At 43.5% G+C, this 20,391-nt stretch carries 17 protein-coding genes; 4 read left to right on the top strand and 13 right to left on the bottom strand.

The features are described 5' to 3' along the window. Window positions 1-2 precede the first annotated feature (2 nt). Complete coding sequence (locus WJM94_RS02730) at window positions 3-332, bottom strand: TusE/DsrC/DsvC family sulfur relay protein (protein WP_444492706.1); 330 nt, start codon at window positions 330-332, stop codon at window positions 3-5. Between the two features lie 356 nt (window positions 333-688). Between WJM94_RS02730 and WJM94_RS02725 the strand changes: the two genes are divergently transcribed. Further along, window positions 689-1,063 carry a chromosome partitioning protein ParB gene (locus WJM94_RS02725; RefSeq protein WP_444492705.1) on the top strand — a complete coding sequence of 125 codons (375 nt, stop codon included), beginning with the start codon at window positions 689-691 and terminating at the stop codon, window positions 1,061-1,063. A gap of 73 nt (window positions 1,064-1,136) precedes the next feature. Here WJM94_RS02725 and WJM94_RS02720 read toward each other — a convergent pair whose 3' ends face one another. The 5 genes from WJM94_RS02720 to WJM94_RS02700 all read right to left on the bottom strand — a co-directional run bounded on the left by WJM94_RS02720 (window position 1,137) and on the right by WJM94_RS02700 (window position 6,384). After that, on the bottom strand, window positions 1,137-1,799 hold the full coding sequence (locus WJM94_RS02720; RefSeq protein WP_444492704.1) for a Bax inhibitor-1/YccA family protein: 663 nt from the start codon (window positions 1,797-1,799) through the stop codon (window positions 1,137-1,139). A gap of 250 nt (window positions 1,800-2,049) precedes the next feature. Beyond that, window positions 2,050-2,799 (bottom strand): amino acid ABC transporter ATP-binding protein, encoded by a 750-nt coding sequence (locus WJM94_RS02715; RefSeq protein ID WP_444492703.1) that lies wholly within the window; start codon window positions 2,797-2,799, stop codon window positions 2,050-2,052. Between the two features lie 23 nt (window positions 2,800-2,822). Next, window positions 2,823-3,920, bottom strand: coding sequence for an amino acid ABC transporter permease (locus tag WJM94_RS02710; RefSeq protein ID WP_444492702.1), 1,098 nt, complete (start codon window positions 3,918-3,920; stop codon window positions 2,823-2,825). Window position 3,921: 1 nt separating this feature from the next. Next, the gene (locus WJM94_RS02705; protein WP_444492701.1) at window positions 3,922-5,127 is read right to left on the bottom strand and encodes an amino acid ABC transporter permease; all 1,206 of its coding nucleotides are present in this window, start codon (window positions 5,125-5,127) and stop codon (window positions 3,922-3,924) included. Between the two features lie 228 nt (window positions 5,128-5,355). After that, window positions 5,356-6,384: an amino acid ABC transporter substrate-binding protein gene (locus WJM94_RS02700; protein ID WP_444492700.1), complete on the bottom strand. Its 1,029-nt coding sequence runs from the start codon at window positions 6,382-6,384 to the stop codon at window positions 5,356-5,358. Window positions 6,385-6,844: 460 nt separating this feature from the next. Here WJM94_RS02700 and WJM94_RS02695 point away from each other — a divergent pair, with 460 nt between their 5' ends. Then, window positions 6,845-7,765, top strand: a complete 921-nt coding sequence (locus WJM94_RS02695; protein WP_444492699.1) for an NAD(P)-dependent oxidoreductase — start codon at window positions 6,845-6,847, stop codon at window positions 7,763-7,765. A 95-nt stretch (window positions 7,766-7,860) separates the two neighbouring features. Here WJM94_RS02695 and WJM94_RS02690 read toward each other — a convergent pair whose 3' ends face one another. Beyond that, window positions 7,861-8,343: a YajQ family cyclic di-GMP-binding protein gene (locus WJM94_RS02690; RefSeq protein WP_444492698.1), complete on the bottom strand. Its 483-nt coding sequence runs from the start codon at window positions 8,341-8,343 to the stop codon at window positions 7,861-7,863. Between the two features lie 40 nt (window positions 8,344-8,383). Further along, window positions 8,384-9,436, bottom strand: a complete 1,053-nt coding sequence (locus WJM94_RS02685; RefSeq protein ID WP_444492697.1) for a 3-deoxy-7-phosphoheptulonate synthase — start codon at window positions 9,434-9,436, stop codon at window positions 8,384-8,386. 423 nt (window positions 9,437-9,859) lie between these two features. Here WJM94_RS02685 and WJM94_RS02680 point away from each other — a divergent pair, with 423 nt between their 5' ends. Then, window positions 9,860-10,357 (top strand): PaaI family thioesterase, encoded by a 498-nt coding sequence (locus tag WJM94_RS02680; RefSeq protein WP_444492696.1) that lies wholly within the window; start codon window positions 9,860-9,862, stop codon window positions 10,355-10,357. Window positions 10,358-10,373: 16 nt separating this feature from the next. Here WJM94_RS02680 and WJM94_RS02675 read toward each other — a convergent pair whose 3' ends face one another. After that, a complete protein-coding gene (locus WJM94_RS02675) occupies window positions 10,374-11,726 on the bottom strand; it encodes a hypothetical protein (protein ID WP_444492695.1) in 1,353 nt (450 codons plus the stop codon). 193 nt (window positions 11,727-11,919) lie between these two features. Between WJM94_RS02675 and WJM94_RS02670 the strand changes: the two genes are divergently transcribed. Then, entirely contained in the window at window positions 11,920-12,753 is an 834-nt protein-coding gene (locus tag WJM94_RS02670; RefSeq protein WP_444492694.1) for a CvfB family protein, read from the top strand. A 300-nt stretch (window positions 12,754-13,053) separates the two neighbouring features. On the opposite strand, the gene rsmF is transcribed toward WJM94_RS02670, so the two are convergent. The 4 genes from rsmF to WJM94_RS02650 form a co-directional block, all read right to left on the bottom strand. Continuing rightward, window positions 13,054-14,490 (bottom strand): 16S rRNA (cytosine(1407)-C(5))-methyltransferase RsmF, encoded by a 1,437-nt coding sequence (rsmF, locus tag WJM94_RS02665; RefSeq protein ID WP_444492693.1) that lies wholly within the window; start codon window positions 14,488-14,490, stop codon window positions 13,054-13,056. Between the two features lie 122 nt (window positions 14,491-14,612). Beyond that, window positions 14,613-17,261 carry an MlaD family protein gene (locus tag WJM94_RS02660; protein ID WP_444492692.1) on the bottom strand — a complete coding sequence of 883 codons (2,649 nt, stop codon included), beginning with the start codon at window positions 17,259-17,261 and terminating at the stop codon, window positions 14,613-14,615. Continuing rightward, window positions 17,254-18,501 (bottom strand): PqiA/YebS family transporter subunit, encoded by a 1,248-nt coding sequence (locus WJM94_RS02655; protein ID WP_444492691.1) that lies wholly within the window; start codon window positions 18,499-18,501, stop codon window positions 17,254-17,256. Before WJM94_RS02655 ends, WJM94_RS02660 begins: the two co-directional genes overlap by 8 nt. Window positions 18,502-18,525: 24 nt before the next feature. Continuing rightward, on the bottom strand, window positions 18,526-20,322 hold the full coding sequence (locus WJM94_RS02650; RefSeq protein WP_444492690.1) for an ABC transporter ATP-binding protein: 1,797 nt from the start codon (window positions 20,320-20,322) through the stop codon (window positions 18,526-18,528). Between the last annotated feature and the right edge of the window lie 69 nt (window positions 20,323-20,391).

Genomic DNA, 20,391 nt, shown 5'->3' with positions numbered 1-20,391 from the left:
TTTCACAAACACTTAGCTGGTTTTGGTAGCCCTGCCAGTTTAGTTGCCTGTTTGGCTGGGCCTTTTTTGAACAGCGTGAACAGGTATTTGCTGTTACCTTTTTCTGGGCCGTGCGCTTTTTCCATTGCTTTGACGAGCATTCTCACAGCGGGAGATGTGTTGAACTCTTCATAAAAGTCTCGAACAAAGTGGACAACTTCTAAATGTGCGTCTGTTAGCTCAATACCTTCTTCTTCTGCCAATAACTCAATCATGCCTTCTTCCCATTGAGTATGGTCTAACAAGTAACCTTGAGCATCGGTTTCAATTTCTTTGCCGTTGTAAACGAACATGACGTCGTATCCGTTAAGTAATCATTGATGTTTATAGATTAGCGTACAGGTGTGGATGTTCTCAACAAAAGAATTTCCAAGCGGTTCTAAGCGAAGCAAAAGCGAACAAAATATGCGAAAAATCGCATTGGGTTTATATATGGAATTTTATTCAATTTGTTAGGAATATTTCCGAGTGTATACAAACAAAATTGAATAGCTATGTAGTTATATTCACTTCTATCCGTGTTTTATCAAATGTGGCGAGCAAAGATTGAGCATTTTTATTGGAATAGAGTCACTTACAACGTTGTGTTTCGCTTTATTGGCCGTTACCCTCTTGAATTCAAAATAATAATAATGACAAGGAGTCAGTCATGTCTAAACAGCGATACGTTGAAATAAATGACAACGTAAAATCAACGTGGTTTATAGAGAGAATTTGGCAGTTAGCAGAATCGTTACCTGTTGAAGAGCTCCGGGTCGACCAAATTAAAGGCCCTGACGAAGTCACTTGGTTTAACTTAGATGGGCCGCTGCCAACGTGTCGTGAAATTGCTATGCATTGTAAGCGAATTAATGATGCTGACTTAGCTTATCCAGTGATTTTGACCAGTGATTACAGAGTCTTTGATGGTATGCATCGAATCGCCAAGAGAATCATGATGGGAGAGGAAACCATCCAAGTAAGACGCTTTAGGCAAACCCCCCAAGCGGACGAAGTTATCGTACTAGAAGCAGATCAGGCGTAACGGCAGACTACTAGCAAACAAAAAGCCCGAAGGTTTACCTTCGGGCTTTTTAAGTTCCATTCAATCTGACAGATTAGTCGTCGTTCATGATGCCTAGAATGCTTAGTAGGCTGATGAAGATGTTGTAGATTGATACGTATAGCGTAATCGTTGCAGAGATGTAGTTTGTTTCACCGCCACGGATGATGCCTTGAGTCGTCATCAGAATCGCCATCGTTGAGAAAACGATGAACAAGCTGCTCATCGCTAAATGTAGGATCGTTGACTGAATGAAGATGCTCGCAATCATACCAACGATAAGTACAACAAATAGTGACAGCATTAAGCCGCCCATCAATGACAGGTCACGCTTAGTGGTTAGTGCGTATGCTGAAGCTGCCATAAACGACAGAGCTGTACCACCCAGAGCGGTTAGTACTACATCACCCATACCTGCACCGATGTACATGTTCAGGATTGGACCAATTGTGTAACCCAGGAAACCTGTGAACAGGAACGTGAAGACTAACCCAAGGCTATTGTTACGATTCTTTTCAGTTAAGAAAAGCAGGCCGTAAAAACCAACCAACATTAGGATGATACCTGGACGTGGTAAGTTAAACGCCATCGATACGCCAGCAACAACGGCTGACCATAGAAGCGTCATAGAAAGTAGCGCATAAGTATTACGCAGTACTTTGTTGGTTTGCAGAGCACTTTCTTGTGTTGAAGTGCGGGTAAACATTGGACTGTTCATATTCTTCCTCGATAAGAGACTTTCTTATAAGTACATTTATGGGGTTGAAAGTTCAAAAAATCAAGCCCTAACCATGTATTGCTTTGACAAAATAATAATAGAAATAAGGCGTTATGTACGCGGGAACTTGTAACACAATATTACTGCTAGTAAAAGGTTACTATAGCTTTCGTTGTTGCTGGTTCGATATAACAAAAAGCACTGATTGTGTTGAAATCAGTGCTTTTTCGCGTCTCAGTAATAGTGACAATTAATGGTGTAGAATCTGTGACAGGAAGTTCTGGGTACGATCAGATTGTGGGTTCTCAAAGAAGTCTTTCGGATTATTTTCTTCGATGATCTCACCGGCATCCATGAATATCACACGGTCAGCGACTTCTTTCGCAAAACCCATTTCGTGTGTTACACACAGCATCGTCATGCCTTCTTCCGCGAGTTCAACCATAACGTCCAATACCTCGCGCACCATTTCCGGATCGAGCGCAGACGTAGGCTCATCAAAGAGCATTACCTTCGGATTCATACACAGAGAACGGGCGATTGCTACACGTTGTTGCTGACCGCCTGATAGCTGACCAGGGTATTTATCCGCTTGATCAGGGATCTTAACGCGCTGTAAGTATTTCATCGCTATCGCTTCTGCCTCTTCTTTTGGCATTTTTTTTACCCAAATAGGAGCAAGGGTGCAGTTCTCTAATACCGTAAGGTGAGGGAATAGGTTGAAGTGCTGGAAACACATGCCCACTTCGCGGCGAACTGCCTCAATATTTTTCAAGTCTTCAGTAAGCTCAGTGCCTGAAACAAATATGTTGCCGGCTTGGTGTTCTTCTAAACGGTTGATACAGCGAATCATGGTAGATTTACCTGAACCTGATGGGCCACAGATAACAATCTTTTCGCCCTTTTTAACGTTTAAGTTGATGTTTTTTAGTACGTGAAACTCACCATACCATTTGTTCATGTCCTTCAACTGGATCATGTAGTTTTGTTGTTGCGTCATAATACGTCCTTGATCTTGATGAGTTATCGTTTGTGACCGGTATGCAATTTGTGTTCGAGCCATATCGAGTAACGTGACATGCCGAAACAAAATACCCAAAACACTAACGCAACAAATACATAACTTTCTGTAGCAAAGCCAAGCCATTCAGGGTCTGTGTTTGCTGCTTGCCCAATACCTAGTACGTCAAACATACCGATAATCAGTACCAGACTAGTATCTTTAAACAGGCCGATAAATGTGTTCACGATAGAAGGAATCGTGATCTTCAAAGCTTGAGGGAGAATAACCAAACCAGTCTTTTTCCAGTAGCTCAAACCGAGTGCATCAGCAGCTTCGTATTGACCTTTTGGAATCGCTTGTAAACCACCACGAACCACCTCAGCCATATATGCCGCACTGAACATAACCACGCCAATTAGAGCACGGACTAGTTTGTCTGTTTCCGATCCTTCTGACATAAACAGCGGCAACATGACCGACGCCATGAATAACACTGTTATCAGAGGCACACCACGCCATACTTCTATGTAGACAGTACACATGCTGCGGATAATTGGCATATCAGAGCGTCGGCCTAGTGCTAAGAAAACACCAATCGGCAATGATACAACGATACCTACAAGCGCAATGATTAAGGTAACAAGTAAGCCACCCCATTTGTGCGTGTCAACGACTTCCAGACCAAACACGCCGCCGTACAAAAGTGCAGCAATGATGAATGGATAAACATTGACAAAAAACAGCCAAATCCACATGCGCTTTGGTGTTTTTTCATAAGCGACCAGAGCAGTAAGAATAGCCAGTGAGATATAAAACAGGCGAGGGCGCCATAGTTCTGCCTCTGGATAGAAGCCATACATGAACTGTTCCCAACGTACGCTGATGAATACCCAGCATGCACCTTCTCGGCTACAAGCATCTCGCGTTGTTCCAACCCAATCAGCGTTGATAAACGCCCAGTCGACAATGTTCCAAAGCGCAGTAAATGCTAAATAGGCGAGAATAATCGTAACAAGTGAGTTAACTGGCCCATTAAAAAGGTTTTTACGCATCCAACCTACCGCACCGACCGTATTAGCCGGTGGTGGGAGATCAGGCTGAAATTGATGTGTACTCATATTATCTCTCCACCAGTGCTACTTTACGGTTGTATAGATTCATTAACGCGGAAGTAATCAAACTTAGCGCTAAGTAAACGCCCATAGTCATCGCAATAATTTCGATAGCTTGTCCGGTTTGGTTAAGCGTTGTACCTGCAAATACAGATACAAGATCCGGATAACCGATTGCCATTGCTAATGAAGAGTTTTTGGTTAAGTTCAAATATTGACTGGTTAATGGAGGGATAATGATTCGTAAAGCCTGAGGAATAACGACGAGTTTTAACGTTTTTGAACGTGGCAGACCTAGCGACATCGCGGCTTCAGATTGACCATGGCTTACGGCATTAATACCAGAGCGCACGATTTCAGCGATAAATGCTGCGGTATAAACGCTTAAAGCAACCAGCAGAGCTGCGAGCTCAGGAATAATGCTGATACCACCTTGGAAGTTAAATCCTTTTAACGCAGGGTATTCCAAAGAGATAGGCATACCGACAAGCAAATAAACAACCAAAGGCAAGCCAACAACTAAGCCCAGAGCAATCCTGGCCATAGGTGATTGCTGACCAGTCAGGCGTTGTTTGTTTTTGGCCCATATTGAGATCGATAGAGTGGCAACAAGGCCGATAAGAAACGCTGCAATTACGACACCACTGCCGTTTTTCAATATAGGCGCAGGGAGATAAAGGCCACGCACATTTAAGAAGATGGCTTCACCAAGGCTTATACTTTGTCGTGCAGAAGGTAACGCTTGTAGAACAGCGAAATACCAAAAGAAGATTTGTAGAAGGAGGGGAATATTTCGAAATGTCTCTATGTAAACAGCGGCGAGGCGACTTACCAGCCAGTTTGTAGAGAGACGAGCAACACCCATTGTAAAACCAATCGCAGTTGCCAGGATTATCCCTAACACTGAGACTAGTGCGGTGTTGAGCAAACCTACAATAAAGGTTCTGCCATAGGTATAAGTTTCATCATAATCAATCAGGGTAAGCCCTATGCCAAAACCCGCTTCCTTATCAAGAAAATCAAAACCAGTTGCAATGCCACGAGCATCTAAGTTGTTCAGGGCGTTGTTGACAATGGTATAAAAGAAAAATATCAGTGCGCCTACGGCAATGATCTGAAAAATTGCAGAACGAAAAGCGGGATTATAAATCAAGCTCTTGCTTCCGCTTGGTTTGGACATCGTACTTAGCGATGCATTTTGTGTCGGTTCCATACAGCGATAACCTCAAACCTTAGTTATAGATATCAGTCTGTATGAGTAAGTACAGTTTATTGCTCACTAAATATTATGCTCCGGCAATCATAGATCGTCAGCGTGAGTAACTTGCCAAAATCCATCTTTTACTGGGCATGGTATTCACCAGCAAATGAGTGTTCCTTACTCATTCAGATTAATATAGTAACGAAAAAGGGCGGCTGGACCGCCCTAATTTACTTGTTACTATCGGATTGGTGACGCGTACATGAAGCCGCCTTCATTCCATAGTGCGTTCACACCACGGGAAATGTCTAGAGGTGAGCCTTTACCAACAGTGCGCTCGAAGCTCTCGCCATAGTTACCCACTTGTTTCACGATTTGGTAACCCCAATCGTCGCGGATACCCAGACCTTTACCTTGAGGGCCATCAACACCAAGGATACGTTTGACGTTTGGATCTTCCGATTTCAACATATCATCAGCATTTTTGGAGGTAATACCGTATTCTTCCGCGTTAATCATCGCTGAAAGCGTCCATTTCGCAATGTTAAACCACTGGTCGTCACCTTGACGCACAACAGGGCCTAAAGGCTCTTTTGAAATGATTTCCGGAAGTACCGTCGCCGATGCCGGGTCTTGAAGGTTCAAGCGTAGGGCATAAAGACCAGATTGGTCAGTCGTTAGTACGTCACAGCGACCAGAGTCGAAACCTTTAGAAGTCTGAGCTGCTGTGTCAAATACCACTGGCTTGTAGGTCATGCCGCTGTTACGGAAGTAGTCAGCTAAGTTAAGCTCAGTTGTAGTGCCTGACTGAACACATACCGATGCGCCATCAAGCTCTTTAGCACTTGAAATACCTAGATCCTTTTTCACCATAAAGCCTTGACCATCGTAGTAGTTAACGCCTACAAAGTTCAGACCAAGTGCAGTATCGCGGTGTAATGTCCAGGTAGTGTTACGTGATAGCACATCAATTTCACCAGATTGGAGAGCAGTGAAACGTTCTTTCGCTGTTAGGGGTACATACTTAACTTTCGTTTTATCCCCAAGGACGGCAGCAGCCATTGCTTGGCAATATTCTACGTCGATGCCTTCCCATTCACCTTTTGAGTTGGGGTTTGAGAAGCCAGGTAGACCAGTACTTACACCACAAGTAAGAAAACCTTGTTTTGTTACTTTGTCCAAAGTAGAGTCTGCAGCTTGTGCTGATGTTGCCATCATTGCAGTAGAAGCCGCTACGACGGAAGCAAGAATTGTTAGTTTATTTGCCATTTGTGTCCTTCCTGTGTGATCCGTGTTAATGCAATGTAAATTTAAATTAACGTGTCCAATTTGATTTTTGTTGTGTCCTACATGATTGATTTTCTAAGAAACGGCAATCGAATAATCAAACACTTCTAAGCGTAGGAAAGGATATGTGAATTCTCAAATATATAATTTAAATGGAATTTTAAGAGAGCTTACGAATATCCCTAGGTTTTAGAATGACGAAATGTTAATTGTTTGTAAATAGTGCAACCGATAGTCAAGTTGGTGCATCAGAACATTTAATAAAAATATGAGTAAATTTAGAGCATAAAACGTCGTTATTAGAACTGTCATTAGCTGACCTCGGCTACGTACAGTCAAAATTCGAACAAAAATTATTTGTGGAACCGAAATTGGGTTATTACCTTGCCCCATTTTTGGTAGCATGGTTTTCAACAGTTATTTAGAGTGATCACGAGTTAAAATGCGATATTTTCCTCTGTTCTTAGATTTAATAAATAAGCCCGTTCTTGTAGTCGGTGGCGGTGAAGTCGCGAGCCGTAAGGTAGAAGCTCTGCTGAAGGCCGGAGCGGATGTCACTATCGTGTCTCCGACTTTAGTTGATTACCTGGCTAAACTTGCGCAAGATCATCAACTGAGATGGATTCAACGATTCTATTCTAGTGACATTGTCACAAAACGGTTTGTTCAAGTATGGGCAACCACTGATAATCCGGATTTGAATCACCAAGTTTATAAAAATGCCAAAGAGTTAGGTATTTTAGTCAACGTGGTGGACGACAAGCCTTATTGTGATTTCATCACGCCTTCTATGATTAATCGCGGCCGTATTCAGATAGCTATTTCCAGTGGTGGCGCGTCGCCCGTTCTCATTCGTAATATTCGCGAGAAGTTAGAAACGATTCTTCCTCAGAACATGGGCTTGATGGCCGAGTTTGCTAATTCCAAACGCAACTCTATTAAAGAAGCTCTGCCAAGTGTCGATCTACGTCGTAAATTTTGGGAGCAATTCTTTGCTAACCCAGAAGTAGAAAATGCACGCGACAATCGAGAGCTAGAAACCATTTATAAAGCAACGATGGCTAACCCATTGGATGAAAAGGGCAGTTGCACTTGGATCCATGTCGGCAAAGATGTTGAGATGTTACCAATCAAAGCGGTTCGTTACATGCAGCAGGCTGAACTGGCTCTTTATTCAACACGTTGTCAGTCAGACGTAATGGACTTGGTGAGAAGAGACGCGGAAAGAGAGTCTTTTTCAAACTCAGCAGAGTTATCAGACATGCTTTCAAAGGCGAGAAAGGAAAAGACACGTGTTTGTGTGTTTATCCCTCAAGGCACCAGTGAGTTCATATTGCTACAAGGGCAAGACCTTGTTATCTGATAAATACAAAAACGCCGACGGTTCACTCGTCGGCGTTTTTATTTTCTAGCTTTACGGATCAATACGTAAAGTAATAGATCAGACCTACGCGTATATTAATCGCGGAAGTTATTGAACTGGAATGGTTGACCTAATTCTGCTTCACGGATTGCTGCAATTGTCGCTTGCAGATCATCACGCTTTTTACCCGTTACACGTACTTTATCGCCTTGAATAGACGCTTGTACTTTGAGTTTTGCATCTTTGATTAACTTAACCAGTTTTTTCGCTGTCGGCGTATCAATACCCTGGTGGAACGCGATATTCTGATGCCAGTTTCTGCCCGTTGCTTCAGGGTTTTTAGAGTCCATAGCATTCGCATCGATATTACGTTTCGCTAAGTGACCTCGTAAAATGTCACGCATTTGTTTAAGCTGAAACTCACCTTCAGCGGACATTTTCACATTTTCTTCTACTAGCTCAAAGCTCGCATTTACATTGCGGAAATCGAAACGAGTAGACAGTTCACGGTTCGCGTTATCAACGGCGTTACGCAGTTCAACGGCATCGATTTCTGAAACAATATCAAACGATGGCATGAAGATTCCTTGATTATCTTGTGTTATGGATATTACTTATTTACTTACTGGATTTTACAGCGTCTGCCAGCATATCTAGCATCGTTACCGTATCGTCCCAACCTAGACAAGGGTCTGTGATTGATTGACCGTATGTTAGGTTGTTGATGTCAGTCATTGGCTGATTACCTTCGACGATGAAGCTTTCTGCCATAATACCTGCAATTCGGGTACTGCCTGACTTAATTTGGTTACAGATATCGCGAGCAACATCAATTTGTTTTCTGTGTTGCTTTTGACAGTTTGCGTGGCTGAAATCAACAATCAGACGTTGTGGTAGATCAAACTCAGCTAATGCATCACACGCTTGTTTAATTGATGCTTCATCATAGTTTGGACCTTTTTCGCCGCCGCGTAAAATAATATGACCATAAGGGTTACCACTTGTACGGTAGACCGTCATGCGACCATTTTTATCCGGAGAGTAGAAGTAATGTGATGCTTTAGATGCACGAATCGCATCAATCGCAATTTTCACATTACCGTTCGTGCCGTTTTTAAAGCCAACTGGACATGATAGAGCCGAAGCCATTTCTCGGTGAATTTGAGATTCAGTTGTACGAGCACCGATGGCACCCCAGGTGATCAAATCCGCAATATATTGACCCGTGATCATATCAAGAAACTCAGTAGCCGTTGCAAGACCAAGCTTGTTGATATCCAGTAGCAGTTTACGCGCTTTGTGAAGTCCTGCTTCTAATGCGTAGGAGCCATCTAGGTTAGGGTCAGTGATTAAGCCTTTCCAACCTACTACTGTACGAGGTTTTTCAAAGTAAGTACGCATTACGATAAACAGCTCATCTTTGTACTTATCCTGGATTGCGCTCAGGCGCGTAGCGTAGTCGATAGCTGCTTCCGTATCGTGCACAGAGCATGGGCCAACAATAGCTAGAAGACGGTCGTCTTCACCCGTTAAAATCTTTTCAATCTGACGACGAGAGTTAGCGATACGGTCTGCAACGTCATCCGTAATAGGGTATATACTACCTAGCTCCGCTGGGGTAGGCATTGGACCCAAAGGCTGGGTTCTCAATTCATCTGTTTTTATAGGCATCTTATAGCTTTATTCTCTATTGCGAAGGGTTAAAGATAACGGAATTACAAGCAGGAATAAACCGTTTGCCGGGATTCTTCTCCTTAAAATCCCAAATTATCAGCTATTACCTTGGTATTGTTACTTTTTGATAACAAACTTTCGCCTGTTTATTACACTAAAGTTACGTTGCCAATTTCCCTTCACTACGAAGAAAAGCATCAAACCATAATGGTCTCATTACATTTTAACTATCTGATATTTTGACGAAATGAAACCTTATTCTCATATGGAAATTAATTGGCCTTCATGGTGACAATGTCACTTATTGTAAAGCGCATTATCGACAAAATTAACACTCAGATCTTGGTTTTATTAACATCTCTTTGACATCCGAGTGTATAGTTGATTAACTGGTCAGATTAGATTGGTAAGGAGACCAAAATGTTATCTGCCGTACGTCGTGCAAACCTTTACTTGAAAGTATTCGGTTTCACAAAAGTTCCGTTAATTTGGCTATGTCGTCCAAAGATCATCGCTATCGACGAACAGCATGTTGAAGTGCGTATTCCACTACGTAAAAGAACCAAGAACCACCTCAATAGTATGTACTTTGGTGCGTTGGCAGTCGGTGCTGATGTCGCTGGCGCTTTTTTGGCAATGAGTAAAGCTCAGGAGAAAGGCGAGCCTATATCACTTGCTTTTAAAGGGGTAAAAGCAGAGTTTCTTAAACGACCAGAGGCTGACGTTCATTTCGTTTGTCATGATGGACCGTTGATCGACGAGATGCTTGAGTACACCCTAGAGACAGGCGAGCGTGTAAACCGCGATGTAAAAATTACCGCACTTTGTCCAACGCTACATGGTGATGAGCCAATGGCGGAGTTTTATTTGACGCTTTCCCTTAAAAAAGCAGCACAACATAAAAAGAAGGCTGCTTAATCATTAATTGGTTTGTTTAGCTCAACTCTATTTTTTCAATGGAGACTATCTTCGAGCGGTTTAGTACCACTTTCCAACGATAGTAAATGGGTTCATCGGTGTGGTTGTCTTCTTTGACAATCACATTGATCAGGTGACGTTTCTCTACGGATTCTTTCGTGACCTGTCCATCATTCAGCCGATAGACCCGGTTTGAACTCTTATCCATCAGGCGAATGATAGGCCTTAAACTGACGTACAAGCTTTCGCGAGTTTGCTCATAACCGCTTAAAAACAAGGACGTCGCCATCTCGGTTTTCTCGTGATAGTGAAGTATTTGTTCTTCTCGTTGAACGATTCTCTTTTTGCGGATCTGCTGAATTTTATCCGGTAAGCTGGATAGTGTTCTGTAGTCGAGCCACTCTAGTTTTCTACCGACCACTTTCTTGGTTGTCGGGTCGATGTACTTTTTACGCCATTTCGGTTTTCCTTTGCGTATCCAGCGCCACATCGCATCGCGGAGATCATCTTTAAAAATTTCACGTAGTGCATAAATGAAAGACATGGCGATAATGAAAGATGCTGAAATCTCGCCGAGGTAGTCACGTGCAAGGATAACGGTAGATGTCACGACGACCATTACCAAGCCTGTCGCAACCCCTTTTATCGCACGTTTTACGTTTTTACCCATAGAGATAGTTTGCTCACGCAATACGACAGGGTGTTCGATAAGGCGTCTCAATAGTCGCATTTTGTTAGACAGGCGGGTTACTTCTTCGAGAACTCTCTGAGAGTTGTACTTATTAAGTTGACGGTGTGCTTGTTCTTTCTCGCAAAGCGTAATTAAACGTTGCTTTATCGTACTATAATCGCCTTCTCGTGGGAGGTGAGCGACAAGAGATAAGAACTTCTGCTCTGTGTACCACGATAAATAGTTATCGATGTTCACATAGTATCGTTTTAAGTTCTCTTCATAAGGAATGGAACGTCGAAGGCGTTTTAAAATATCGAGCGCCAGCTCAATGACTTCATCAACTTCATCTTCGGTGACTGAGTCTTTCTCTAATTTGTTCAGACTAGCAACCGCTTTGTCCAGCGCGATGACGTATTGATAAGCAAATAAACTCAAACTCACGCGGTATTGTTGGTTTGAAAGACCGCCCCTTTTGGCTAGTCGACTGTGAACCAAGGGGAGTAGAATCTCGGTACTGTAATAGGACCGTTGTTGAGTCATGGATGTGTAATAAAATTCGGATTCACTAATGATGTCGGGGTTGAGACCAAGCTCACCAGGCACAAAGAAGTAAATATCAAGATCGACATTTTTACTTTTCGCGAGTGCATGGCTAATTTTTAAGGTGGTTGAGTCTTGTTTATCGACGGTGACCAAAAAAAACTCCTGACTTTGCTAACGTATCCTTGCTTCTGAAAATCGTACTGTTCATGTAAGTGCAAGATTGCTAAAAGAATGACTGGGGCAACTAATTGAACGATAACAGCATAACAGAGCAGTATGCTTTTCTCTCTGATTTTCTTGTTAGTTTAGGTATAATTCCTCGTAAATTTAAAAAGAGACAATATCAATGATTAAAATTGGTCAAATTAACAGCTTAGAAGTCATTAAAAAGGCTGATTTTGGCGTATTTCTGGATGGTGATGATTACGGTTCTGTTTTGCTGCCGAACAAACACGTGCCTGAGGGGACGGAGATTGGCGACAAGATCGACGTATTTTTGTACTTTGATTCAGAAAGTCAGCTAGCTGCGACCATTGAAAAACCAATCGCTCAGGTAGGTGAATGGGGTCTGATGAAAATCGAAGGCGTCAATAAGACCGGAGCTTTTGTTAACTGGGGCATTAAAGATAAAGATTTGCTCATTCCATTTAGTGAACAGCGCGCACGTTTTTCTGCTGGCCAGACTATTTTGGTTTACGTATACACAGATAAAGCATCAGGTCGTATTGTTGGTACAACTAAGTTCAACAAATTGCTCGACAAGACACCTGCCAACTACGAAGTGAACCAACAAGTTGATTTGATCATCGCTGAACGCAGTCAACTGGGTTACAAAGCTATTATTAACGGAAAGCACTGGGGCATGATTTTTCCTTCAGATGTTTTTGGTAAATTGTTTGTTGGCAAAAAGCTGAAAGGTTTCATTAAGCAAATTCGTGAAGATGGCAAGATTGATCTGGCATTACAAAAAGTCGGTGTCGCGAAGATGGATGACCTTTCAAACAAGATCATAGAGCAACTGGAGAAGAAGGGCGGTTTTCTTCCTCTTAATGACAAATCTTCCCCAGAAGCGATTTTCGAAGCATTTCGTACCAGCAAGGGCACGTACAAAAAAACCATTGGTGGATTATACAAGCTGGGTAAGATCGTTATCGAGAAAGATGGTATCCGTTTGGCATAAGCTGCCAGTCCTGTAATCCAGTGAAATTACAGACAAAAAAAACGGCCCAAACTCTTCCTTACTTTGGGCCTAGGGGAAATGGCTCCGAGGAGCCTACGCTAAAACTTTTTTAGTCGCCTATTCTTGGGATTACTTATAAATAAAAGCAGTATAAATTTACTGCGTTAATACATTTAGTTTAGTACAGGCCACTCGGATCGCTAGAGCCCTAGGTCGCTTTCATGCTTTCAATAAAAAAGCCATCGTTATTACGATGGCTTTTTCTTTTATTTATCGATTAGTTATCGTTTATCAATAAAATTAAAATAAGTTTTTATCTCGTACTAATTCTCTCGGCAGACCATTTTTAATACGATTACTGACCCATTTCCCCAGGCCGATGATGGTTCCTTGATACTTCACTAAAACTTCGCCTTTACCAGATTTTATGTTCTCAGAAAGGTTCTGAGGACGGACATCACGTCCCATGTACCATTCGCGGGCCTCTTCAATTGACAACTCGATAGCATTGCTTTCTTCTCCAGTTGCCAGAGCAGTGGCAACCTGATGTTGCCAACGATAACCATTTTTGTGTGCTTCAGCGATTTTAATCCCCATTCGAGAAAAACGTAGTTCGCCAATCATCGGCTCTAACGCATCAGGGAACAGCCACACATCTTTATCACGCAGCCAAACTGTACTGTCTTCTGGAAGCTCAATGTCTAGTGCACTATTAAGCTGTTTCGCAATCTCTGCGGATTCCTTGTTGGTAGCTTTAGCAAACGGGAACTTGCCCATACGTTTTTTGACTTGCGGAGCATCAACAGAAGACGTCTTACGGATACGCGCAACGAAGAATCCTTCACAGTCATAAACCTGAGGGAAGATATGCAAAAAGCCTTCTTCGGTGAGCGCGGCTTTGGCATCTTCAAACAAGTTTTCCAGACTTTCAAACTCGACAGCATCACCAAATGTGTCTTTCAAGTGCTGGCAAACTTGTTGGTTTTCTTCCGTACTCAGAGTACAGGTTGAATACACCAGTACTCCGCCGGGCTTCAATGCATGAAATGCGCTTTCTATCAGATCCTTTTGAGTGTCAGCAATTTCTAACACAGACGCTTGTGTCCAGTTTTTCATCGCGTCTTCGTCTTTACGAACGGTTCCTTCACCGGAACATGGAGCGTCCAGCAGTACTGCGTCAAATTGTTCAGGTAACCAACCGCCAAATACTCGGCCATCAAAGTTACTGAGTGCCGCATTGCGAACACCACAACGTTCAATATTTGCATGAAGAACTTTAACGCGGCTTGCAGCATATTCGTTTGCAACTAGCACACCTTGATTATTCATCAGAGCGGCTATTTGTGTCGTCTTCGAACCAGGAGCTGCTGCAGTATCAAGAACAGCATGGTAAGACTCATCATTCATAAACAGGGCAGACACAGGCATCATCGAGCTTGCTTCCTGAATGTAGAATAATCCAGACATATGCTCTGCTGTGTTTCCTAGCGGTACAACCGATTCGTCTGCATCAATCCAAAAACCCGTTGTACACCAAGGCACTGGTGAGAGATTCCATCCTTTCTCTTGTGAGCGTTGGATAAAGTCTTCGACGCTTGTCTTTAGTGTGTTTACACGAATACTTTTGCGTAGAGGCCTTTGACACGCAGACACAAAGTCTTCCATGTTGAGATCAGCAGGTAAGATGGTTTGGATTTTTTCCAGAAACGCGTCTGGGATGTAAACGTTAGGATGCAATGTGGAGTCTCGTTTGCAGAATTTGCCGCAAATAATATACGAAAGCGATGCAGAAACGAATAGCCCCGGAGGTGGGAAATAAAAAAGAGCAGCGATTGCTGCTCTTTGCGATGGGGTTGTTCCTATGGCTTAGGAATCGGCGTGCGCCACTGTACCCACTTTTCTTCTGCCTGAGGATAGAGGAAGAAAGTCTGGCCACTTTTCGCTGCTGGCGGAATTTGCAATTGTTCAGGCGTGGAGAATGCGATGCCACCTCGGACGATGCTATCAATCGTTCCCGCTTTAATGTTTGCGCCTGTCAGACCAAAGGAAACATCGACACCAGATACGTTCCAGAACACACTGTTCTGGCGTACAAGATAGGCATATTCTGGTTTAAGCTTAATGGTCGTAACAATGCGATCTGCAAACTCTCCTAAGCGAACATCTGTCACTTGACCCACTTCCATTTGTCGGTAAAGAACCGGAGTACCAACCTCTACCGAGCCTCGTTGCTCACTTTGGAGGGTAAACATAACGCCATGGACTTGATCAAACTGTTTCTCTAATTGGAAACTAAATGCGGCATTACCTTTTCCAGGGTCTACGCTGATGGACTTAGCAACCAGAGCAGCGAGGTTTTTCACGCCGCCGAGACCGATTTCTGGTTCCGTTAACCAAAAACGTGATCTTTCAACCGCAATATTTGCTACATATTCAGGCAGGATACGCGCGGTTACTTCAACTAAATTTCGTTGAAAGTTTGGCACGACGAGAGTTACTTCACCTACGTTTACACCTTGATAAGTGATAGGCATGCCTTTCACGATTTCTTGGGTTCCGTCTGTTGTTAGCGAAATAACGCGCCCAAACTTGCGAGCTGTCTTTTGATCGGCATATAGCTTCCAATGTTGGCCGGTTTTGTTTTCAACCCCAGGAACAGAGTCGAACGCTATACCACCTTGAATAACGGATTTCAGAGGATGAGCTTTCACACTTACACCGGCAAGAGATGCATCGATCTCAATACCTGAGCGGTTCCAGAAAACCGTCTGCGAGGTTAAAAGGTGGGCAAATCTATTTTCAATACTTACCTGAATAACCACACCGCCATCGACCAAATGGAAGTCCGCCACGCTACCAACCGGAAGGTTGCGATAGAGCAGTGGACTGCCTTTTGACACAGAGGGTAATTCAGGTGCAAACAGAGTGAGCGTTTTAGAACCGCTGCGGTTTAACTGTGCCAGCTCCGCCAATGATTCACTTTGAAACAGTTGATACTGTTTCTGGATGCTCGAAGCGCCTTCACTCACGAAGCTGATCGACCCCGTAAGCAGTTGTTTGGCCGGCGGCACGGTAACGCTGAGTCCAGATTCTGTTAGCTCAGCAGAAGCACTACCAGTTACGTAAAATCGGTTGTTCGATTTGATTAAACGCTTGTATTCATGATCAATCAAAACATCCATATATACTTCATGCTGTGCACTTTGCCCCTCGTCAACTAAGCCGACATTAATAATGGAACCGACAATGATGCCTTTATATAGCACATTCGCACCGTTATCTAACCCAAATGAATTGTCAGCGATGAGACGAATTGCGATAGATTTTTGTTGTTGTTGATTAAACTCGTTTTTACGGATCGCGGTGAACTGGCGAGATCGTTCACCTTCTCCCGGGAAAATGGTCAGGTAATTGCCGCGAACCAGATTTGCGATGTTTTCCACGCCTGAAAGTGAAACCTTCGCTTCTTCGAGAATAAAACGAGTCCCCGTAGTCAGCATATCGCTGAATGCGGGTTGGATAGCGGCAGAGGCGATGATCACTTCTCGACCTTCAGAAAGGCTTAGGTCGGTAACCTGGCCGATTTCAATGCCGCGATACATAATAGGCGCGCCTTCACCACTGATGTTGTTGCCATCGGGTAAAATGATTTTGATAGCGATACCACGGCCAGCTGTTTTCAAGTCTTTGTATAAACGGAACTCAGTGTTTTCTTCAACTGGTTCTCCATCGTCCGGAGAGTCAACCGCGATAGCGCCGCCAAGTAGCGCACTCATGCTTTCTAAACGGACATCGACACCACCAAAACCTATATTTGCTCCAATACCGCTGACGTTCCAGAAACGGCTGCGATCGTTGATGATGTGTCGATACTGTTCTTGAATGTTTGCCTGAATGGTAAGCGATTTTGCATCGTCATCTAATTGATAGCTGTACACCGCTCCGATAGGAATCTTTTTATAGACGATCTGAGAACCGATAGAAATTCCACCTAAGTCTCGGCTCTTGAGTTTGATATTCAAACCTTGTGTCACTCTTAAGTCGGTGGGTGCGGTATCGAGTGCATGAAAGACCGTTTTGAACTCATCGCTATCGCCTGGTTGAATCGAAATGTAATTACCAGAAACAAGCGCATCCAATCCAGAGATACCGCTAAGGCTAGCCGTTGGTTTCACCAACCAAAAGCGGGTGTTCTCATTAAGCAATTTTGTCGCTTCCGGGTAGATATCTGCATCAACGTAAATGCTGCCGAGATCTTCCGTCAGGTTAATATCGCGAACCATACCCACTTCCATACCTTGATAGCGAATAGTGGTCCTCCCCGCGACTAAACCCGCAGCATCGGAAAAGTATATCTGTACACGCTGGCCAGCATCGTGGATCGATTTTACAACCAACCAACCGGCTAGTACCATCGTCAAAATCGGAAGCAGCCAAAGAGGAGAGATACCTTTACTCCTCTTAACTTCTGGCACGTATGACGTTTGAGAACTGTTCTGATCACTCATTAATTGACTCTTTTTGTGATTGTTTCGGGGCTTGGTCCCAGATAAGTCTTGGGTCGATACTGTCTGCCGCTAGCATGGTAAATACCACAACCAAACCAAAGGCGACGGCGCCAAGTCCTGGCGTGAAGTCGAGTATCTGACCACGGTCGATCAAGGTCATCATGATGGAAATAACAAACAAGTCCATCACAGACCATTTACCAATCCATTTAACAGCAAAGTAAACCATCATTCGTTGTCGCCTGAACACCGAACGTTTGAACTTTATACACAGCATGATGTACACAAGACCGAGGATTTTGACCACGGGCACGACAATACTGGCAACAAATATGATAGCGGCGATACCGTACATACCGCTGTTAACCAAAGAGGCAACACCAGAGAAAATGGTGTCTTCAAGGCGCTGTCCGTTAGTAATTAAAATCGAAATAGGGATAAGGTTCGCTGGGAAAATTGCGATCGTCGCAGCGATCAGATAGGCCCAAGTTTTCTGGATAGAGTGAGGCTTTCGGTGATACAACTCATGACCGCAACGCTGGCAGTTTTCATATTCTGGCTGAGATAAGTGACACTCATGACAATGCACATCTTTATGCTCAAACTCATAGTCTGTCTCCGGCTGCCAACTTTCCCAGTAACGGCGCACACTGATTCGGGAGATAAGTAGAACCGTGAATATTTGCAACAAACCCAGACCGATTAAACCGGGACCAACAAAGATATCGGAGTAGTCCTGAAGTTTGAAGCAGGAGACGGCAATACTTACCAGGAATACATCGAGCATTACCCAATGCTTGAGATGCTGAATCAGCCAGAGAGAAATACGTAACCCATTAAACCAGCGTTTATGGAGTGAAAGATGTGCGGTCACGACAGAGGCACAAACGGTAAAAGGGGCTAAAGAACTACAAAACAGTATCAGCAAGGAAAGCAGAATGAAGCCTTCTTCCATCAGTGCGATCATTCCTGATGGCAAGGTTGCCGGAATCATGACACCAAAGAGCCTGATGCTGATGAAGTTAAAAAAGTGAGAAGGGATAAATAAAAGAAGGCAAGTGACGGCGACGGCCAAATTGCCAGACAGGCTATGCTGACCACCACGATATAATTGTGTGCCGCATCGAGGACAGTAGGCGTGTTTACCTTTAGGTAGCTCGACGATGTCGACGGGAAGCTCACACCCTTGGCACAAACGTATCCGGCTAGGTTTCATGGCGTGCTTAAACAGAGAGGTCATAACGACCTCTCTAAGTGAAATGATTTAAGCGTGGGACTGAATGCCCCCATATAAAGTTTGATATAAGCCTTCTTGCTCAACTAACTCACCATGGGTCCCGGTTTGCGTCACTTTTCCATCTTCAAGTACATAAATCAAATCGGCTTGTTTAACCGCAGACAGACGATGCGCGACAATTAGAGTCGTTCTGCCGCGTAGGAATTCCGTTAGCGCCTTGTGTAGGGCTGCTTCTGTGGCTGTATCCAACGCAGACGTTGCTTCATCCAAAATAACAAATTGAGGATTACTTAACACCATTCTCGCTATCGCAAGACGTTGACGTTGACCGCCCGACAAACGGATACCGTTACGTCCAATTTGTGTATCTAAGCCGTGGTTAAGTTGAGAGATTACATCTTGTAGTTGCGCCACATCGAGTGCTCGCCACAATGACATCTCATCAAAGTCCCCACCAAGAGTCAGATTATGCCTTAAGGTATCGTTAAATAATATAGGTTGCTGTAATACCACGGCAATTTTGTTGCGGATCACTTCAAAACCGATATCGTCTGTTAGTTCATCATTGTAACGAATGTTTCCTGAGTTTTGACGGTAGACGCCTATCAGCAATTGAATCAACGTAGATTTACCACCGCCACTTGCTCCAACCAATGCAACCTTTTTACCTGCTGGAATATGCAAAGAGAGGTTGTCCAGAACCAGATGTTCATTGTTGTATGAGAAATTAACGTTTTCTACTTTCACATCGACTTCGCGGTCCTCGGTGAAAGGATTCACTTTCGATGGTGGTCTGTTTTCTTCTTCTAGCTGCAATAGGTCATTAATGCGTTTTAACGCCGCTTTGGCACTGTACCAGGAGAACTGGATGCCAAGTAATTCCTGAACAGGAGATAGCATAAACCAAAGGTAACCAAATACGGCAAAGATCTGCCCAATGGTTAAGTCGCTAAATAGAACCATGAGCATGGCGACTGCGCGGAATAATTCGAAACCAATCAGAAAGAGTAGGAAGGAAAGGCGTCCGGCCGCTTCAGATTGCCAGGCATATTTGTCGGCATCTAATCTGACTTGATCAGCACTGGTTTTAAGTTGTTGGAGGAACTCGCGCTCTTTGTTGGCAGCACGTAGTTGATAGATACCATCCAACGTTTCCACTAAACGATTTTGAAAAACCTCAAAAGAGTGATTTTCTTTGCGTTTTAAGTGCTTGACCATACTGCCAAGTTTACTCGAAAAGTAGATGACAATTGGGTTCACCAACAAGATGAACAGACCCAAACGCCAGTCAAGCCAAAGCAGAACGATTGCAGTTCCGATTACAGTCAGTAAACTAATGACAAATTTTGCGAGCGTTGAACCGATAAATTGGTCAATAGTTTCGATGTCAGTAATCAGGTGAGCGTTGATCCCACCGCTGCCTTTGGTTTCGTATTGGCGAATACTGATTCGACCCAGTTTGTCGATCATCTTACTGCGTATTTCAAAGGTGATGGTCTTGGAAACCAACGTGAACTGACGACTTTGAACAATGTTAAGTGCCTGGCTGGCGGCTCGCATCAGAACAACCAACAGAAGCGTAAAGAAAATATAGCCAGTAGGGGTGTGCCACGCTTCTGGAAGCATGGAATTCATTGCGGCTATGCCAGTGGCCGGTTGATCCAATAAGACTTCATCCACCATTAATGGCATAAGAAGAGGGATTGGAACACTAATCAAGGTCGCCAAAACAGCAATCAAGTTCGCTAGAATAAGCTTGGACTTGTGCTTTTTTACTTGTGTTATCAACCAAGAACGGCTAATAGTGTCATCTTTCTGAATCATCGTAATTGAGAATAAGTCCTATTTTAAAGTAGGTCAGCATTTTAACGCTATCCCTTCATAATGGAAGCG

The organism is Vibrio sp. YIC-376 (genome assembly GCF_052353105.1).
GTDB lineage: Bacteria > Pseudomonadota > Gammaproteobacteria > Enterobacterales > Vibrionaceae > Vibrio.
Note: the sequence above shows the minus strand (reverse complement) of the source record. Positions and strands in the feature narration are given on the sequence as shown.

Bases quoted from the DNA above. Each gene is read 5' to 3' on its own strand.
- WJM94_RS02730 (WP_444492706.1), bottom strand. From the start codon at position 332: ATGTTCGTTTACAACGGCAAAGAAATTGAAACCGATGCTCAAGGTTAC.
- WJM94_RS02725 (WP_444492705.1), top strand. From the start codon at position 689: ATGTCTAAACAGCGATACGTTGAAATAAATGACAACGTAAAATCAACG.
- WJM94_RS02720 (WP_444492704.1), bottom strand. From the start codon at position 1,799: ATGAACAGTCCAATGTTTACCCGCACTTCAACACAAGAAAGTGCTCTG.
- WJM94_RS02715 (WP_444492703.1), bottom strand. From the start codon at position 2,799: ATGACGCAACAACAAAACTACATGATCCAGTTGAAGGACATGAACAAA.
- WJM94_RS02710 (WP_444492702.1), bottom strand. From the start codon at position 3,920: ATGAGTACACATCAATTTCAGCCTGATCTCCCACCACCGGCTAATACG.
- WJM94_RS02705 (WP_444492701.1), bottom strand. From the start codon at position 5,127: ATGGAACCGACACAAAATGCATCGCTAAGTACGATGTCCAAACCAAGC.
- WJM94_RS02700 (WP_444492700.1), bottom strand. From the start codon at position 6,384: ATGGCAAATAAACTAACAATTCTTGCTTCCGTCGTAGCGGCTTCTACT.
- WJM94_RS02695 (WP_444492699.1), top strand. From the start codon at position 6,845: ATGCGATATTTTCCTCTGTTCTTAGATTTAATAAATAAGCCCGTTCTT.
- WJM94_RS02690 (WP_444492698.1), bottom strand. From the start codon at position 8,343: ATGCCATCGTTTGATATTGTTTCAGAAATCGATGCCGTTGAACTGCGT.
- WJM94_RS02685 (WP_444492697.1), bottom strand. From the start codon at position 9,436: ATGCCTATAAAAACAGATGAATTGAGAACCCAGCCTTTGGGTCCAATG.
- WJM94_RS02680 (WP_444492696.1), top strand. From the start codon at position 9,860: ATGTTATCTGCCGTACGTCGTGCAAACCTTTACTTGAAAGTATTCGGT.
- WJM94_RS02670 (WP_444492694.1), top strand. From the start codon at position 11,920: ATGATTAAAATTGGTCAAATTAACAGCTTAGAAGTCATTAAAAAGGCT.
- WJM94_RS02660 (WP_444492692.1), bottom strand. From the start codon at position 17,261: ATGAGTGATCAGAACAGTTCTCAAACGTCATACGTGCCAGAAGTTAAG.
- WJM94_RS02655 (WP_444492691.1), bottom strand. From the start codon at position 18,501: ATGACCTCTCTGTTTAAGCACGCCATGAAACCTAGCCGGATACGTTTG.
- WJM94_RS02650 (WP_444492690.1), bottom strand. From the start codon at position 20,322: ATGATTCAGAAAGATGACACTATTAGCCGTTCTTGGTTGATAACACAA.